This window comes from Streptomyces sp. NPDC020379, from assembly GCF_044387105.1.
Taxonomy (GTDB): domain Bacteria; phylum Actinomycetota; class Actinomycetes; order Streptomycetales; family Streptomycetaceae; genus Streptomyces.
Genome location: NZ_JBIRVR010000020.1, coordinates 1 through 15,957 on the forward strand (window position 1 = coordinate 1; position 15,957 = coordinate 15,957).

The 15,957-nt window shown below is 74.0% G+C and carries 14 protein-coding genes, 1 rRNA gene and 1 pseudogene; 11 read left to right on the plus strand and 5 right to left on the minus strand.

All coding sequences use genetic code 11. The features are described 5' to 3' along the window. The 3 genes and pseudogenes from rrf to ACH427_RS23915 form a co-directional block, all read left to right on the plus strand. A 5S ribosomal RNA gene (gene rrf, locus ACH427_RS23905) occupies positions 1-93 on the plus strand; the annotation flags it as partial. A gap of 515 nt (positions 94-608) precedes the next feature. Further along, positions 609-1,466 (plus strand): annotated as a pseudogene (locus tag ACH427_RS23910) (hypothetical protein); the annotation flags it as partial. A 99-nt stretch (positions 1,467-1,565) separates the two neighbouring features. Further along, positions 1,566-2,420 carry a hypothetical protein gene (locus tag ACH427_RS23915; RefSeq protein WP_398872515.1) on the plus strand — a complete coding sequence of 285 codons (855 nt, stop codon included), beginning with the start codon at positions 1,566-1,568 and terminating at the stop codon, positions 2,418-2,420. 87 nt (positions 2,421-2,507) lie between these two features. Here ACH427_RS23915 and ACH427_RS23920 read toward each other — a convergent pair whose 3' ends face one another. After that, positions 2,508-3,797, minus strand: coding sequence for a DUF1015 family protein (locus tag ACH427_RS23920; RefSeq protein WP_398872306.1), 1,290 nt, complete (start codon positions 3,795-3,797; stop codon positions 2,508-2,510). Positions 3,798-3,872: 75 nt separating this feature from the next. Between ACH427_RS23920 and ACH427_RS23925 the strand changes: the two genes are divergently transcribed. Beyond that, the gene (locus ACH427_RS23925; protein ID WP_398872308.1) at positions 3,873-4,892 is read left to right on the plus strand and encodes an HAD-IIA family hydrolase; all 1,020 of its coding nucleotides are present in this window, start codon (positions 3,873-3,875) and stop codon (positions 4,890-4,892) included. Positions 4,893-4,972: 80 nt separating this feature from the next. On the opposite strand, the gene ACH427_RS23930 is transcribed toward ACH427_RS23925, so the two are convergent. Both ACH427_RS23930 and ACH427_RS23935 read right to left on the minus strand, forming a co-directional pair. Beyond that, positions 4,973-5,812 (minus strand): siderophore-interacting protein, encoded by an 840-nt coding sequence (locus tag ACH427_RS23930; RefSeq protein WP_398872310.1) that lies wholly within the window; start codon positions 5,810-5,812, stop codon positions 4,973-4,975. Positions 5,813-5,879: 67 nt separating this feature from the next. Continuing rightward, positions 5,880-6,911 carry an ABC transporter substrate-binding protein gene (locus tag ACH427_RS23935; protein WP_398872312.1) on the minus strand — a complete coding sequence of 344 codons (1,032 nt, stop codon included), beginning with the start codon at positions 6,909-6,911 and terminating at the stop codon, positions 5,880-5,882. A 65-nt stretch (positions 6,912-6,976) separates the two neighbouring features. Here ACH427_RS23935 and ACH427_RS23940 point away from each other — a divergent pair, with 65 nt between their 5' ends. Genes ACH427_RS23940 through ACH427_RS23950 form a run of 3 tightly spaced genes read left to right on the plus strand, consistent with a single transcriptional unit; the run spans position 6,977 to position 10,010 of the window. Beyond that, positions 6,977-8,023 (plus strand): FecCD family ABC transporter permease, encoded by a 1,047-nt coding sequence (locus ACH427_RS23940; RefSeq protein WP_398872517.1) that lies wholly within the window; start codon positions 6,977-6,979, stop codon positions 8,021-8,023. After that, entirely contained in the window at positions 8,020-9,072 is a 1,053-nt protein-coding gene (locus tag ACH427_RS23945; protein ID WP_398872314.1) for a FecCD family ABC transporter permease, read from the plus strand. Before ACH427_RS23940 ends, ACH427_RS23945 begins: the two co-directional genes overlap by 4 nt. Next, positions 9,033-10,010, plus strand: coding sequence for an ABC transporter ATP-binding protein (locus ACH427_RS23950; RefSeq protein ID WP_398872316.1), 978 nt, complete (start codon positions 9,033-9,035; stop codon positions 10,008-10,010). Before ACH427_RS23945 ends, ACH427_RS23950 begins: the two co-directional genes overlap by 40 nt. Here the strand turns inward: ACH427_RS23950 and ACH427_RS23955 are convergent. Continuing rightward, positions 9,958-10,305: a sterol-binding protein gene (locus tag ACH427_RS23955; protein WP_398872318.1), complete on the minus strand. Its 348-nt coding sequence runs from the start codon at positions 10,303-10,305 to the stop codon at positions 9,958-9,960. The two genes, ACH427_RS23950 and ACH427_RS23955, sit on opposite strands and share 53 nt — an antisense overlap. Before the next feature lie 68 nt (positions 10,306-10,373). On the opposite strand from ACH427_RS23955, the gene ACH427_RS23960 reads away from it, so the two are divergent. The 3 genes from ACH427_RS23960 to ACH427_RS23970 are packed head-to-tail and all read left to right on the plus strand — an operon-like array spanning position 10,374 to position 12,455. After that, complete coding sequence (locus tag ACH427_RS23960; RefSeq protein WP_398872320.1) at positions 10,374-10,640, plus strand: hypothetical protein; 267 nt, start codon at positions 10,374-10,376, stop codon at positions 10,638-10,640. Between the two features lie 13 nt (positions 10,641-10,653). Beyond that, on the plus strand, positions 10,654-11,469 hold the full coding sequence (locus tag ACH427_RS23965; protein WP_398872519.1) for a TlyA family RNA methyltransferase: 816 nt from the start codon (positions 10,654-10,656) through the stop codon (positions 11,467-11,469). Further along, positions 11,466-12,455, plus strand: a complete 990-nt coding sequence (locus tag ACH427_RS23970) for an NAD kinase (RefSeq protein ID WP_398872322.1) — start codon at positions 11,466-11,468, stop codon at positions 12,453-12,455. Before ACH427_RS23965 ends, ACH427_RS23970 begins: the two co-directional genes overlap by 4 nt. A gap of 116 nt (positions 12,456-12,571) precedes the next feature. Here ACH427_RS23970 and ACH427_RS23975 read toward each other — a convergent pair whose 3' ends face one another. Next, positions 12,572-13,981: a S41 family peptidase gene (locus ACH427_RS23975; protein WP_398872324.1), complete on the minus strand. Its 1,410-nt coding sequence runs from the start codon at positions 13,979-13,981 to the stop codon at positions 12,572-12,574. 153 nt (positions 13,982-14,134) lie between these two features. Here ACH427_RS23975 and recN point away from each other — a divergent pair, with 153 nt between their 5' ends. Then, positions 14,135-15,904, plus strand: a complete 1,770-nt coding sequence (gene recN / locus ACH427_RS23980) for a DNA repair protein RecN (protein ID WP_398872326.1) — start codon at positions 14,135-14,137, stop codon at positions 15,902-15,904. The last annotated feature ends 53 nt before the right edge of the window (positions 15,905-15,957 follow it).

Genomic DNA, 15,957 nt, shown 5'->3' on the forward strand with positions numbered 1-15,957 from the left:
ACGCCCGGTTACATTCCGAACCCGGAAGCTAAGCCTTTCAGCGCCGATGGTACTGCATGGGGGACCGTGTGGGAGAGTAGGACGCCGCCGAACAATATTTCAAGGACCCTTGGTCCCAGCGTTCACGCTGGGACCAAGGGTCCTTTTTGTTTTTTCCGAAGCGCGCCGGTCCACCGGTTGCGCGAGAATGACTGCGGTACCTGAAGACAGGAGTCACGTCGATGTCCACCAACTCTCCCGACGATCGATCGGGTAGCGACCGGGGCGGCTTCCGCCGCGACGACCGGCCGGCGTACCGGCGTGACGACCGTGGCGGTCCGCGCCGTGAAGGCGACCGGGGTGGACGCCCGACCGGCGGTGGTTTCCGTCGTGACGACCGCGGCGGCAGCAACGACCGTCCGCGCGGCCCGCGCCGCGAGGACGACCGTGGTGGTTTCCGCGGTGGGCGTGACGACCGTGGTGGCCGTCCCGCCGGTGGTGGCTTCCGTCGCGACGACCGTCCCTCCTTCCCCCGCGACGACCGGGCGCCCCGTCGTGATGACGACCGTGGCCCGCGTCGCGAGGACGACCGCGGTGGTTTCCGTCGCGATGAGCGTCGCGATGACCGTCCGTCGTTCCGCCGTGACGACCGTGCCCCGCGCCGTGACGACGATCGCGGTGGTTTCCGTCGTGACGAGCGTCGTGATGACCGTCCGTCCTTCCGCCGTGACGACCGCGCGCCCCGTCGTGACGACGATCGCGGCCCCCGTCGTGACGATGACCGTGGCGGCTTCCGTCGTGACGAGCGTCGTGACGACCGTCCGTCCTTCCGCCGCGACGACCGCGGCCCGCGCCGTGACGACGACCGTGGTGGTTTCCGCGGTGGGCGTGACGACCGTGGTGGCCGTCCCGCCGGTGGTGGCTTCCGTCGCGACGACCGCCCCTCCTTCCGTCGTGATGACGACCGCGGCCCCCGTCGCGAGGACGACCGCGGCGGCTTCCGTCGCGATGAGCGTCGTGATGACCGTCCGTCCTTCCGCCGTGACGACCGCGCGCCCCGTCGTGACGACGATCGCGGTGGTTTCCGTCGTGACGAGCGCCGTGACGACCGTCCGTCGTTCCGTCGCGACGACCGCCCGTCCTTCCGTCGTGACGACGACCGCGGCCCCCGTCGCGATGACGACCGCGGTGGTTTCCGCCGTGACGACCGCGGCCCGCGCCGTGACGACGACCGTGGCGGCTTCCGTCGTGACGAGCGTCGTGACGACCGTCCGTCCTTCCGCCGCGACGACCGCGCTCCGCGCCGTGACGACGATCGTGGCCCCCGTCGCGATGACGACCGCGGTGGCTACCGTGGTGGCCGCGATGACCGTGGTGGTCGTCCGGGCGGTGGCGGCTACGGGCGTCGTGACGACCGGCAGGGCGGCGGTGGCTACCGCGGTGGGCGCGACGAGCGCTCCGGTGGCTACGGGCGCCGTGATGACCGGCGTGACGACCGGGACCGGGACCGCGAGCCCGTGAAGCGTCTGCCGATCCCCGACGACGTGACCGGCGACGAGATCGACAAGGACGTCAAGCAGGAGCTCATGAGCCTGCCGAAGGGCCTTGCCGAGGAGGTCGCGCGCAACCTCGTCATGGTGGCGAACCTGCTGGACGAGGACCCGGAGCAGGCGTACGCCTACTCCCGGATCGCCCTGCGCCTCGCGTCCCGCGTCGCCGCCGTGCGTGAGGCCGCCGGCTTCGCCGCGTACGGCACGGGCAAGTACACCGAGGCGCTGGCCGAGTTCCGCGCCGCGCGCCGGATGACGGGCTCCGTCGAGCTGTGGCCCGTGATGGCCGACTGCGAGCGCGGCATGGGCCGCCCGGAGCGCGCGCTGGCCATGGCAGGCGAGCCCGAGGTGCACAAGCTGGACAAGGCCGGCCAGGTCGAGATGCGTCTCGTCGCCGCCGGTGCCCGCAAGGACATGGGCCAGGCGGACGCCGCGGTCGTGACCCTGCAGAGCCCCGAGCTCGCGTCCAGCTCGATCCAGCCGTGGACCGCCCGCCTGCGCTACGCCTACGCCGACGCGCTGCTCGCCGTGGGCCGCGAGGACGAGGCCCGTGAGTGGTTCGCCAAGGCCCTCGAGGCGGACCAGGGCGGCATGACGGACGCCTCCGACCGGCTCGCGGAGCTGGACGGCGTCGAGTTCACGGACGCCCTGGTCGAGGCCGACGAGGACGAGGAGACCCCGGTGGCCGAGGCTCCGGTGGCCGAGACCGCCGAGACCGCCGAGCCCGCTGAGAACGAGACCGTCGAGGCGGACGCCCCGGAGCGGTCCGTCGAAACCCCGGCAGCGGCCCCGCAGTTCGTGGAGCCCGTCATGCCCGAGGAGCCCGCCGAGGCCCCCGAGCCCGCCGCGGAGAAGGCGGCCGAGGACAAGCAGGCCGACGACAAGAGCTGACCGCTCACGCGTTGACGCTGACGCCGAAGGGCGGAACCCCCACCGGGGGTTCCGCCCTTCGGCGTTGAGGCCGTCGGCCGGTCGGTCTCAGTTCAACGCCAGGCTCCGCAGCACCAGGCCCGTCGCCGGTTTGGGGCCGAAGGAGGTGGATTTGCGGGGCATGGTGACGCCCTGTTCCGCCAGTTCGCGTACGACGTCCTCGCAGACCGGGTGCATCAGTACCGCCGTGCCGCCGTGGCGTTCGGCCTGTTCGACGGCGGCTGCCGTCTCGTGGATGTAGCCGATGTGCTCGGGGTCGTCCGGGACGTGCCAGATGTGTTCCAGGAGGACCGAGTGCAGGACGGTGGCGTCGAGTGTGCGCCATGCCTCCGGGCGGTCGGTGGGGACCGTGCGGGCGAGGAGGGCGGGGTCGGGGGTGTCGAGGAGGTGGAAGCGGCCGTCGCCGGCGAGCACGAAGGCGTTGCCGTCCTTGCCCACCGCCTCGGCGAGCGCGTCCAGGGCCTCCGGCAGGGAGCCTTCGAGGGTGCGTACGCGGAAGGCGGTGCTGGCGGCCGCGAGCGCCTCGGCGACCGGGAGGTTGTGCAGCAGGCGGTGGATGGCCCGTACGCGCAGGGGATAGCGGGCGGTGTCGACGAGGAGGACCAGGCCGAAGTCCCAGGGGCTGCCGGCGGGTTGCTCGGCGCGCAGCCGCAGGTAGGTGGCCCAGCGGTGGTGGCCGTCGGCGATCAGGGCCTGCTGCCGGGACAGGTCCTCGCCGACGCGGCGCAGGTCGTCCGGGTCGGTGATGGACCACAGCCGGTGGGCGTAGCCGTCGTCGGTGGTGGTGGAGAGCAGCGGAGCGGTGCGGGTCACCCGCTCGATGACACCCGCCGCGCCGCCCTCGCCGCCGTTCCCGCGGTAGGAGAAGAGCAGCGGCTCCAGGTTGGCGCCCGTGCCACGCATCAGGGCCGCGCGGTCCTCGACGATGTGCGGCATCACGTCCTCGTGGGGGAGCACGACGCCCTCCTCGCGGGGGCTGAGGCGCAGGGCCCCGATGAGGCCGCGTTGCAGTATGCCGTCGCCCCGCTGCTCGTAGACGTAGAGCGCGGGTTCGGGGTCGGCGGCGAGGATCCGCTCGTCCTGCCAGCGGCGCAGCGTTTCCGCGGCCTGCCGGTGCCGGTCCGCGGCCGTGGCGGCCTGGGGGAGGATGAGGCGGACGATGTTGTGCGGGTCCGCGGTCTCCAGGTGGCGCAGGCCGTCGGGCCGTACGACGACGTCGTACGGTGGTGACGTCACGGCGGCCAGGCTGCCGACCCGCTCCGGGACATAGCGCAGCCCTCGGAATGGCGCGAGTTCGAGACCCTGCCTTGTATCCCCTGTTCGGCCTGGAGTGCTCATTGGGAAATGTTATGTCCCATGGCCGGATGAGCAATGATCGGGGAAGAGACGTACAGCACAAGGAGTGAGCGCACGATGAACCAGACCGTCCGGACCCGGCCCGACGGCAGCCGCGAGCCGCTGAGCGCGGCCTACGACACGGCGCTGCTGGACCTCGACGGCGTGGTCTACGCGGGCGGCGAGGCCATCGCGTACGCCGTCGAGTCGCTGGGGACGGCGCGGGACGGCGGGATGCACCTCGCCTATGTGACGAACAACGCGGCCCGTACGCCCGGGGCGGTCGCCGCGCACCTGACGGAGCTCGGGGTGCCCGCCGAGCCCTCCGATGTGATCACCTCGGCGCAGGCCGTGGCACGGCTGATTGCCGATCAGATCCCCTCCGGCTCACGGGTGTTGGTGATCGGGGCGGAGGGGCTGCGGGTCGCGCTGGAGGAGCGCGGGCTGGTTCCGGTGGACTCGGCGGACGAGGACCCGGCCGCGGTGGCGCAGGGCTACGGCGGGCCGGACATGCCGTGGTCGCGGCTGGCGGAGGCGTCGTACGCGGTGGCGCGGGGCGTGCCGTGGTTCGCCTCCAATACGGACCTGACGATTCCCAGCGCCCGGGGGATCGCGCCCGGCAACGGCGCGGCGGTGCAGGTCGTGCGGATCGCGACGGGTGCGGAGCCGCAGGTGGCGGGGAAGCCGCTGCCGCCGATGCACCGGGAGACGGTGCTGCGCACGGGCGCGGAGCGGCCGCTGGTCGTCGGTGACCGGCTGGACACCGATATCGAGGGCGCCCACGTGGGCGGCGTGGACTCGCTGCTCGTCCTGACCGGGGTGACGACCGCCGCGCAGCTGCTTGCCGCGCCGCCGGAGCACCGGCCGACGTATGTGGCGAAGGACCTGCGGGGGCTGCTCCAGGCGCAGCCGGCGGTCGGCGAGGACTTCCGGTGCGGTGGGTGGACGGCCACGGCGGAGGGCGGGGAGCTGACCCTGGCGGGTGCGGGGGAGCCGGTCGACGGGCTGCGGGCGCTGTGCGGGGCCGCCTGGTCGGCGGCGGGCTCCGGCCGGTGCGAGCTGGACGCGGGGAAGGCGCTGGCGCGGCTGGGGTTCTGACGCCTTCCGCGTCCTGTGCGGGACGCCGACGGGCCCCCAGCCCTGGCGGCAGGGCTGGGGGCCCGTCGGCGTCCTCGGCCTCAGGAGAGCTCCGCCAGGAGTTCCTCCTCCGAGGCGCCCCGGCGCCAGTAGCCGGTGAAGGTCACCGCGCGGCGGTCGAAGCCGCGTTCGCCGACCAGGTGGCGGCGGAGGGTGCGGACCATGCCGGCCTCGCCGGCGATCCAGGAGTACGGGGTGCCGGTCGGCAGCTCCGCCGCGCGCACCGCGTCGGCCAGCGGGCTCGCGTGGCCGGGTCCCCGTACGAGCCAGGTGATCTCCGCCGAGGCGGCGGTCGGCAGGCCCTGGACGTCGTCGGCGTGCGGCACCTCGATCCAGACCTTCGCCCGGGTGCCCGCGGGCAGCCAGGCGAGGATGCCGGCGACGGCGGGCAGGGCGGTCTCGTCGGCGGCGACGAGAACCCAGTCGGTGCCGGCCGGGGGCTGGAAGTCGGCGCCGCCGTTGTCCCGGGCGACCGGGCCGAGGACGGCGACGCGGTCGCCGGGGCGGGCGGCCTGCGCCCAGTTCGTGGCGGGCCCGCCGTGGCCGTTGGCGTCGCCGTGGACGGCGAAGTCGACGTCGAGCTCGGCCGGGTTCTCGCGCAGGTCGCGGACGGTGTACGAGCGCATGACGGCGCGTACGGCGGGGTCCTGGGCGCGCCACTGCGCGTACCAGCCCTCGCCGAGGTCCTCGGGGAGGACGGGGGCGTCCTGGCCGGGCTGCGGCAGGAACAGCTTGAAGCGCTGGTCGCGGCCGTCGCTGACGGCGGCGCCGAGGTCGTCCCCGCCGAAGGTGACGCGGATCATGGCGGGGCTGACCCGGACCGCCCGCAGGACGCGCAGGTCGAAGAAGCGGAACGGGGCGGCGGTGGAGGTGGTGGTCATGCGGGGCGTGATCCTTTCGGCGGGCGCGACGGACACGGTCGCCGGCGGTGGCCGGCGTGAGGGACCGTCAGCTGACCTTCTTGGCCTTCTCGACCGCGGCGGCGAGGCTCTCGATGAGCGGGGCACAGCCGGCGTAGGAGTAGCGCGGTTCGCTGAGCCAGGGGGTGATCTGGCCGGCCTTGACCGCGGGCAGGCCCGCCCAGGTGGGCTTGGCGGTGAGGTCCTTGGGCTGGAGGGTGGCGGTGCGGTTGTCGAGGAGGATCAGGTCGGCGGCGTACTTGCCGGCGTTCTCCCAGCTGAGGCTCTCGAAGAAGCCGCCGGTGACCTTGTCGGGGACGACGATCTCGACGCCGAGCTGCTTGAAGTAGGTGAGGTCGGCGTAGACGGAGGGGTCGGAGACGTAGAACATGTCGGCGGCGGCGGAGGCGGCGAGGACCTTGAGGCCCTTGTTGTCGCGGGCGGCCTTGCGGAGCGTCTCGGACGCCTTCTCGAAGCGCTGCTTGGCGTCGGTGACGCGCTTCGCCCGGAGGTCGGCGCCGAGGGACCCGGCGAGTTCGGCGTAGCGCCCGATGACGTCGGTGAGCGACTTCTTGGAGGTGCTGATGCCGACGCAGGGGGCGAGGCCGAGGATCTTCTTCTTGCTGTCGTCGGGGACGTACCAGAGCTCCTGACCCTGGAACATGTTGGTGACGAGCAGTTCGGGGCCCATGGCGGCGTACTTCTCGACGTTGAACTCGCCCCAGGTGTTGCCGAGGACCGTCACCTTGTCGACGTCGAGGTCGCCGGCCTGGGGGTCGGGCTTGCCGTCCTTGAGCTTGGTGGGGCCGAAGACGGCGGCACAGTCGAAGCCGAAGTCGTGGAGGGCGGCGGCGGAGCCGGTGAAGGCGACGACCTTCTTGGGCGTGCTGCCCGCCTTGGCCGTCTCGCCGCGGTCGTCCTTGAAGGTCCAGGAGCCGCCGGAGGAGCCGGAGTCCGAGCCTCCCGAGGATTTCCCGCTCCCGCAGGCGCTGAGGAGGGCGCCGGCGCCGAGCGCGCCACCCACCGTCAGAAGGCCGCGACGGGACAGGGAGCTGATGCCTGGGATGCGGGGGGTGCTCATGTGATGCACTTCTCTCGGTACTCACTCGAAGGGGCGGTGTCAGGGTAGGCTAACCTAACCTGGTGTTGGTCGACAGTCTCCCCGAATCCCCGGCGGCGCCGCCCCGGTCCGCGCCGCCCGGCCGCAACGCGGCCCGCGCGGCAGGTCTGTTCGCCGCGCTGGGAGTCCTGCTCCTGGTCGCCGTCGCGAGCGTCGCCGTCGGCGCCAGAGCGATCCCCCTCGACCAGGTGTGGGACGCGCTCTTCCACTCCGCCTCCGGCGCCGACGCCGTGGTCGTCCGCGAAGTGCGCCTGCCCCGCACCCTCCTGGGCATCCTGGTCGGCGCCGCGCTCGGACTCGCGGGCGCCGTGATGCAGGCGCTCACCCGCAACCCGCTCGCCGAACCCGGCATCCTCGGCGTCAACGCCGGGGCCGCGGCCGCAGTCGTCTCCGCCATCACCTTCCTGGGCATCGGCACGATCAGCGGCTACATGTGGTTCGCCTTCCTCGGCGCGGCCGTCGTCGCCGTGGCCGTCCACTTCCTCGGCGGCAGCCGCAGCGCGACCCCGGTGCGGCTCGCGCTGGCGGGCACGGCCGTCACGTACGCGCTGTACGGCTACGTCTATTCCGTCCAGCTGATGGATTCCGCCGCGCTCGACCGGATGCGCTTCTGGACCGTCGGCTCGCTCGCCTCCGCCGACATGGGGACCGTCGGCCGGATCGCGCCCTTCATCGGCCTCGGCGTCGTGCTCGCCCTCGTGCTCGCCCGGCCGCTCAACGCCATGGCACTCGGCGACGACACCGCCCTCGCGCTCGGCTCCCGGCCCACGCTCACCCGCGTCCTGGCCATGGCCGCCGTCACGCTGCTGTGCGGCGCGGCGACCGCCGCCTGCGGGCCGATCGTCTTCGTCGGCCTGATCGTCCCGCACCTGGTCCGCGCCCTCACCGGCCCGGATCTGCGCTGGATCCTGCCGTACGCGGCCGTCCTCGCGCCCGTGCTGCTGCTCGGCGCCGACGTGCTCGGACGGGTCGTCACCCGGCCCGGCGAACTCCAGGTCGGCATCGTCACCGTGCTGATCGGCGGGCCCGTCTTCATCCACCTCGTACGCCGCCGGAGGGTGGTCCAGCAGTGAGCGTCTCCTCACCCCCCAGGCCCAAGGTGGTCCGCACCCGCGGCGGGCTCTCGCTGCGCGTGGACACCCGCGCCGTTCTCGTCGTCGCGGGGCTGCTCCTGCTCGCCGCGGCCGCCGCCGTCGCCCTCATCGGCACCGGCGACTTCCCGATGTCACCGGCCGAGGTCGTCACCACCCTCACCGGCGGCGGCACGACCGCGCAGGAGTTCATCGTCCAGGACCTGCGGCTGCCGCGCGTGCTCGTCGGGCTGCTCGTCGGCGCCTGCCTCGGCCTGGCGGGCGCGGTGTTCCAGTCGGTCTCCCGCAACCCGCTGGGCAGCCCCGACGTGATCGGTTTCGGCCAGGGCTCGGCGGCCGGGGCGCTCGTCGTCATCATCCTCTTCCACGGCGACCCCTTCGCCGTCGCGGCCGGAGCCGTGGCCGGCGGGTTGCTCACCGGCATCGCCGTCTACCTGCTGGCGTGGAAGAAGGGCGTCCACGGCTACCGCCTCGTCCTCGTGGGCATCGGCGCGGCCGCCGTGCTCACCGGCGTCCGCGACTACCTGATGACCCGGGCCGACCTCGTCGACGCGACCCGCTCGCTGGTCTGGATGGTCGGCTCGCTCAACGGCCGCGACTGGAGCCAGGTCTGGCCCCTGCTCTGTGTCGCCGCCGTGCTCTTCCCCGTCGTCATCGGCCACGGCCGGGCCCTGCGGATGCTGGAGATGGGCGACGACGCGGCGCACGCGCTGGGCGTACGGGCCGAGCGCGTCCGGATCGTCGTGATGGGCGCCGCCGTCCTGCTGACCGCCGCCGCGACCGCCGCGGCCGGACCCGTCAGCTTCGTCGCCCTCGCCGCCCCGCAGCTCGCCCGGCGGCTGACCCGGGCGCCGGGCCCCAACCTGCCCGCCTCCGCGTGCATGGGCGCCGTCCTGCTCATCACCGCCGACTGGGCCTCGCAGCGGCTCTTCGGCGCCGACCAGCTGCCCGTCGGCGCGGTGACCGGCATGCTCGGCGGCTGCTATCTGCTGTGGCTGCTCTTCACCGAGCGCAAGGCAGGCCGGATATGACGCCGCACACCACGAACCAACAAGGAGAGACCACCGTGAGCGACGTACGCGAGGCCGCCGTGCCACAGGCGGCCGGAGCGGCCGGGAAGCCCCGGCTGACCGCCGAGTCCGTGACCCTCTCCTACGACCAGCGGGTCATCGCGGAGAACCTCTCCGTCGCCGTCCCCGACCGCTCCTTCACCGTGATCGTCGGGCCCAACGCCTGCGGCAAGTCCACCCTCCTGCGGGCCCTCTCCCGCATGCTCAAGCCCGCCGCCGGAGCCGTGCTGCTCGACGGCGCGGCCATCGACTCGTACCCCGCCAAGCAGGTCGCCCGCACGCTCGGGCTGCTGCCGCAGTCCTCCGTCGCCCCGGACGGGATCACCGTCGCCGACCTCGTCGCCCGTGGCCGCTACCCGCACCAGGGACTGCTGCGGCAGTGGTCGCGCGAGGACGAGCGGATCGTCGTGAAGTCGATGACCGCGACCGGCGTCGACGGCCTCGCCGACCGCCACGTCGACGAGCTCTCCGGCGGCCAGCGCCAGCGCGTCTGGATCGCCATGGCCCTCGCCCAGCAGACCCCGCTGCTGCTCCTGGACGAGCCGACCACCTACCTCGACATCCAGCACCAGATCGACGTCCTCGACCTGTGCGCCCAACTGCACGAGGAACAGGGCCGCACCCTCGTCGCCGTCCTCCACGACCTCAACCACGCCGCCCGCTACGCCACCCACCTCATCGCCATGCGCGACGGGCGGGTCGTCGCCCAGGGCGAGCCGGGGGAGGTCGTCACGGCCGAGCTGGTCGAGCAGGTCTTCGGGCTGCGCTGCCAGGTCATCGACGACCCCGAGACGGGCACGCCCCTGGTCGTCCCGGCCGCCCGCCGGCGCCGCGTGCCCGCCGGGGCTACAGCAGGGACCGCAGCCGCAGGACGTCCCGCAGGCTCGCCTGCACCCTGACCCGGCCCGAGGCCCACGCCTTCGCGAAGCCCAGCCGGCCGTCCACCAGGTCCACCAGGTCGTCGCCCGACATCGTCAGGGCGATCTCCGCCCGCCGCTCGGGAGTGCCCGGCTGTGTCGTGACGTCCTGGATGTGCCCGCCCGCCAGATGGCCCGTGAAGGTGACGTCGAGATCGGAGAGGTGGCAGCTGAGCGAGCGGTCGGGCGCGGCGGCGTCCCGCAGGTCGCCGCTCGCCCCCGCGAGATTCCCCGCCAGCCGGTCGAGTGCCTCCCGGCACTCCTCGATGGTCGCCATGGGGAGGGACGCTACCCCAGCGGATCGCGTACGCCGCGAAGGCACCGGGACGGGGTAGCGTCGGGGACATGACCGACCCGATGACCGGCGCACCGCGGGACGAGCGGGCGAGCGGGCCCCTCCCGCTCGGCGTCGACCGCGCCCCCACCGGCGACCCCGCCGTCGACGGCCTGCTGGTCCGGCTGGCCGACGCCGACCACCTCGCCGCGACCGGTCACCTGGAGGTGTACGAGGATGTACACCGGGGCCTGCGCGACGCGCTCACCGCGCTCGACCGGCACCCCGGGCCGACGGCGCCCTCCGGCGCGCCCGCTTCGCACGACAACAGGAGCTGAACCACCCGTGGCAGTGACCCGCCCGCGCCGCAGCCGACTCGACGCCGAGCTGGTGCGCCGGAAACTCGCCCGCTCCCGCGAGCACGCGAGCCAGCTCATCGCGGCGGGCCGGGTGACCGTCGGCGGCGCGACCGCGACCAAGGCGGCCACGCAGGTGGAGATCAGTGCCGCCGTCGTCGTCACGAACGACGAGAACGACCCGGACTACGTCTCCCGCGGCGGCCACAAGCTCGCCGGCGCCTTCGCCGCCTTCGTCCCCCGCGGGCTGAAGGTCGAGGGCCGCCGCGCGCTCGACGCGGGCGCCTCCACCGGCGGCTTCACCGACGTCCTGCTGCGCGCGGGCGCCGCCCACGTCGTCGCCGTCGACGTCGGCTACGGCCAGCTCGCCTGGTCGCTCCAGAGCGACGAGCGCGTCACCGTGAAGGACCGCACCAACGTTCGCGAGCTGACGCTGGAGCAGATCGACGGCGAGCCCGCCGACCTCGTCGTCGGCGACCTGTCCTTCATCCCCCTCGGCCTCGTGCTGCCCGCGCTCGTGCGCTGCTCCGCCCCCGACGCGGACCTCGTCCTCATGGTCAAGCCGCAGTTCGAGGTCGGCAAGGAGCGGCTCGGCAGCGGCGGCGTCGTGCGCAGCACCCAGCTGCGGGCCGACGCGGTCCGTACGGTCGCGGCCCAGGCGGCCGGGCTCGGGCTCGGTGTGCTGGGCGTGACGGCCAGCCCGCTGCCGGGACCCTCGGGCAACGTCGAGTACTTTCTGTGGCTGCGCGCCGGGGCGCCTGAACTGGACCCGGCGGACGTTGACCGTGCAGTGGCGGAGGGGCCCCGTTGACCACTTCAGAATCAGCATCGACAGCAGTATCCGCAGCGGTATCCGCACAGACCAGGGCGGCAGCCGAGGGGGAGAGGACGGCGGCCGACGGCCGCAGGGTCTTCCTGCTCGCCCACACCGGCAGGCCCGCGGCCATCCGCAGCGCCGAACTCGTCGTCCAGGGACTGCTGCGCTGCGGCATCGGCGTGCGCGTGCTGGCCGAGGAGGCCGCCGACCTGCCGCTCCCGCCCTCGGCCGAACTCGTCGAGGCCGGACCGGACCGGCCGGACGTCCTGGAGGGCTGCGAGCTGCTGATCGTGCTCGGCGGCGACGGCACGCTGCTGCGGGGCGCCGAGTTCGCCCGCCGTTCCGGGGTGCCGATGCTGGGCGTCAACCTCGGCCGGGTCGGCTTCCTCGCCGAGGCCGAGCGCGACGACCTGGACAAGGTCGTGGACCGGGTGGTGACCCGGGAGTACGAGGTCGAGGAGCGGATGACCCTCGACGTGCTCGTCCGCGCCGACGGACACATCGTGCACACCGACTGGGCGCTGAACGAGGCGTCCGTCGAGAAGGCCGCGCGCGAGCGGCTGCTGGAGGTCGTCACCGAGGTCGACGGCCGGCCGGTCTCCCGCTTCGGCGGCGACGGCGTCGTCTGCGCGACCCCCACCGGCTCGACGGCCTACGCGTTCTCCGCCGGCGGCCCGGTGGTCTGGCCCGAGGTCGAGGCCCTGCTGATGGTCCCCATCAGCGCCCACGCCCTCTTCGCCAAGCCGCTGGTGACCGCGCCGGATTCGGTGCTCGCCGTGGAGGTGCAGCCGGAGACGCCGAACGGTGTGCTCTGGTGTGACGGGCGGCGGACGGTGGAGCTGTCGGCGGGGGCGCGGGTGGAGGTGCGGCGGGGGGCTGTGCCGGTGCGGTTGGCCCGGCTGCACCATGCGTCGTTCACCGACCGGTTGGTGGCGAAGTTCGCGCTGCCGGTGGCTGGGTGGCGAGGGGCGCCGCATTAGGTGACGGGGTGGGGTGCCCGCCGTTGCCGGATGCGCCTGCGGCGGGCTTTTTCCCAGCCCCGCCCCTTCCCGGCTGCGTCCGGCGCTCGAGGACACCCGAACCGTGAGGCGGCCACTCACGGACGCAGCCGCGCCAGAGCCTCCGGCAGCGCGTCGTCCGGGCGGACGGCGACCGTAGGCGGAATGCCCGCCCCGTCATACGTCGTCCGGCGATCCGAACCGTTCAAGAACTCCTCGTTCGGCAGCCAGAACTGCCAGCCGTTGGGGAGCGTCCGCTCCAGCCGGTCGGAGAAGAGGCCCTGCGTGTTCTCGCCGATGAGCACCGGCTTCGGGCCCCGCCCGAGCAGCGCCTCGGTGAGGGTCTCGCCCGCGCTCATCGTCAGCCGGCTGGTGAGGACGGTCAGCGGGCCGGTGTAGACGGGCCCGGCGTGCGGGACGGCCCGCACCGGCTCGGCGGGGGTGAACTTCCGCGGGTCGTCGGCGTCGTCGCGCGCGTGCTTGAGATAGGCCGTGTACGGCCGCCCGGTCAGCCGCTCGGCCACGTCCAGGGAGAGGCGGTCCGAGCCGCCGCCGTTGAGCCGCAGGTCGAGGACCAGGCCGCGCAGGGCGCCCGGACCGCTCGTGCGGGCGGCGGTGAAGACCTCGTCGAGGGCCTTGCCGAGCGTGGCCGCGTCGGCCTCGTAGGTGTTGCCCTGCGCGTAGCCCTGGAACGTGGTGACGCGGAGGAAGCCGATCCGCCCCGGCAGCTCCGCGTAGCTGATCTTCCCGTCCGCCCAGGACCGTTCGTCCTTGCCGCCGGCCGCCCTGACGCTCTCGGCGACGGCCTGGTCCATGCGGTTCCGCTCCTGCGCCGTGGGGAGGACGGTGTCCTCGCGGTGCCCGGCGAAGTAGCCCTCGGGGTGCCGCGGGTCGACCAGGCCGGTGTGCCCGTCGTGGAGCGGCCGGACCATCTCCGACAGGACCGAGAACAGCTCGTCCGGGCCGGTGGCCGCCGTGATCCGGGGCCGGTAGCGGTCCCGTACGGCGTTCCAGTCGATGTGCCGCGCGGCGAAGAAGGGGTAGTTCTCGGCGTACGTCCGCCAGTAGGTGTCGAAGACCTGCCGCGGGTCCGCCTTGGGGTCCGGGCCGATGTCGCCGCGGCAGTTCGCGGGCAGTGCGGTGATCCGGCGCAGTGTGCGGTGCCCCACGTCGTCCCCGAACGCCAGCTCCGCCCGGTCGCGCCCCTTCGGCGTCACCGTGAGGGGTGCCTCGCCCTCCTGGAGGAAGGGGCCGCGGGTGTCGGAGCGGGCCGCGGTCAGCCCGCCGGGCAGACAGCTGACGGCCGTGGTCTCGTACGACCGCAGCTTCCGTCCCCCGCCCTCCACGGTGACGACCGTGCCGTAACCGTCCACGCGCCATGTGCCGTCGAGCGCCGCACCGCCCGGGCCGCGGGCGGACGCGTTCCCCGGACCGACGGCGGTGGTCAGGGCGACGGCCGTGGTCAGCAGCAGTGCGGCGATGCGCGGGGTACGGGGGCGTACGGTCATCCTGACCTCATGGGAGTGCGTTCGGGCGGGACGGGATCAAGCCTCTCCGGTAAGGGGCGCGGAGGCCATGGAGGGGTCACCCGGACCGATGGTGGGGTTCTCCCCAGGGCGGCGGATGGGGGTGGCCGTCGCGAGGGGGCCCCGGAACCTCGTATGGTCGTATCCGTGTTGGAGGAGATGCGGATCCGGTCCTTGGGCGTCATCGATGACGCGGTGGTCGAGCTGGCGCCCGGTTTTACCGCGGTGACCGGCGAGACCGGCGCGGGCAAGACCATGGTCGTCACCAGCCTCGGTCTGCTGCTCGGCGGGCGTGCCGACCCCGCGCTGGTGCGGACGGGCGCCAAGAGCGCGGTGGTCGAGGGGAGGATCACCGTCGACCGCCGGTCGCCCGCGGCCGTCCGCGCGGAGGAGGCGGGCGCCGACCTCGAGGACGGCACCCTGCTCATCAGCCGCACCCTCTCCGCCGAGGGCCGCTCGCGCGCCCATGTGGGCGGCCGGAGCGTGCCCGTCGGCCTGCTCGCCGAGCTCGCCGACGACCTCGTGGCCGTGCACGGCCAGACCGACCAGCAGGGGCTGCTCAGACCCGCGCGGCAGCGGCAGGCGCTCGACCGGTACGCGGGCGACGCCGTGTCCGTGCCGCTCGCCAAATATGTATCCGCCTATCGCAGGCTGCGGGCCGTCGCCGCCGAGCTGGCCGAGCTGACCACCCGGGCCCGCGAGCGGGCGCAGGAGGCGGATCTGCTGCGCTTCGGCCTGGAGGAGGTCGCCGCCGTCGAGCCGCTGCCCGGCGAGGACACCGAACTGGCCGCCGAGGCCGCCCGCCTGGGCCACGCCGAGGCCCTCGCCTCCGCCGCCACCGTGGCCCACGCCGCCCTCGCCGGGAACCCCGAGGACCCCGAGGGCATCGACGCCGCCACCCTGGTCGCGGGCGCGCAGCGGGCGGTGGAGGCCGTACGCGCCCACGACCCGGCCCTGGCCGGCCTCGCCGACCGGATCGGTGAGATCGGCATCCTGCTGTCCGACGTGGCGGGGGAGCTCGCGGGCTACGCCTCCGACCTGGACGCGGACCCGCGCAGGCTCGCGGCCGTCGAGGAGCGGCGGGCGGCCCTGACACATCTGACGCGGAAGTACGGCGAGGACATCGCGGGCGTCCTGGCCTGGGCGGAGGAGGGCGCGGGCCGGCTCGCCGAGCTGGAGGGCGACGACGACCGCATCGGCGAACTGACCGCCGAACGCGACGCGCTGCGCGCCGAACTGGGCGAGCTCGCGCAGGCGCTGACCGACGCGCGGACGGAGGCGGCCGAGCGGTTCGCCGAGGCCGTCACGGAGGAGCTCGCGTCGCTGGCGATGCCGCACGCGCGCGTCTCCTTCGCGATCCGGCAGAGCGAGGTCGCGGAGGCGGAGGCCGACCACGGCATCGAGGTGGGCGGGCGCCCCGTCGCCTACGGCCCGCACGGCGCCGACGAGGTCGAGCTCTACCTCGCCCCGCACCCCGGCGCCCAGCCGCGCCCCATCGCCAAGGGCGCCTCCGGCGGTGAGCTGTCGCGCGTGATGCTCGCCGTCGAGGTCGTCTTCGCGGGTTCCGACCCCGTGCCCACGTATCTCTTCGACGAGGTCGACGCCGGCATCGGCGGCAAGGCCGCCGTCGAGGTCGGCCGCCGGCTGGCCCGCCTCGCGCAGACCGCGCAGGTCGTGGTCGTCACCCACCTTCCGCAGGTGGCCGCCTTCGCCGACCGCCACCTGGTGGTCGAGAAGACCCACGACGGGACGGTGACCCGCAGCGGCGTCCAGGCGATGGAGGGGGAGGACCGGGTGCGGGAGCTGTCCCGGATGCTGGCGGGCCAGTCGGATTCCCACCTGGCCCGGGCCCACGCCGAGGAACTCCTGGCGGCCGCGCGCGCACCGCTCCCACGGGGGGCGTGAGGCCGCCCCGGCGCGCCGGTGAGCATGCCGGCCGTGCCACGGCCGCGCGAGCG

Coding starts and splice junctions, on each gene's coding strand:
- ACH427_RS23915 (WP_398872515.1), top strand. CDS start 1,566: ATGAGCCTGCCGAAGGGCCTTGCCGAGGAGGTCGCGCGCAACCTCGTC.
- ACH427_RS23920 (WP_398872306.1), bottom strand. CDS start 3,797: ATGAGCACTCCAGGCCGAACAGGGGATACAAGGCAGGGTCTCGAACTC.
- ACH427_RS23925 (WP_398872308.1), top strand. CDS start 3,873: ATGAACCAGACCGTCCGGACCCGGCCCGACGGCAGCCGCGAGCCGCTG.
- ACH427_RS23930 (WP_398872310.1), bottom strand. CDS start 5,812: ATGACCACCACCTCCACCGCCGCCCCGTTCCGCTTCTTCGACCTGCGC.
- ACH427_RS23935 (WP_398872312.1), bottom strand. CDS start 6,911: ATGAGCACCCCCCGCATCCCAGGCATCAGCTCCCTGTCCCGTCGCGGC.
- ACH427_RS23955 (WP_398872318.1), bottom strand. CDS start 10,305: ATGGCGACCATCGAGGAGTGCCGGGAGGCACTCGACCGGCTGGCGGGG.
- ACH427_RS23960 (WP_398872320.1), top strand. CDS start 10,374: ATGACCGACCCGATGACCGGCGCACCGCGGGACGAGCGGGCGAGCGGG.
- ACH427_RS23975 (WP_398872324.1), bottom strand. CDS start 13,981: ATGACCGTACGCCCCCGTACCCCGCGCATCGCCGCACTGCTGCTGACC.
- recN (WP_398872326.1), top strand. CDS start 14,135: ATGGTCGTATCCGTGTTGGAGGAGATGCGGATCCGGTCCTTGGGCGTC.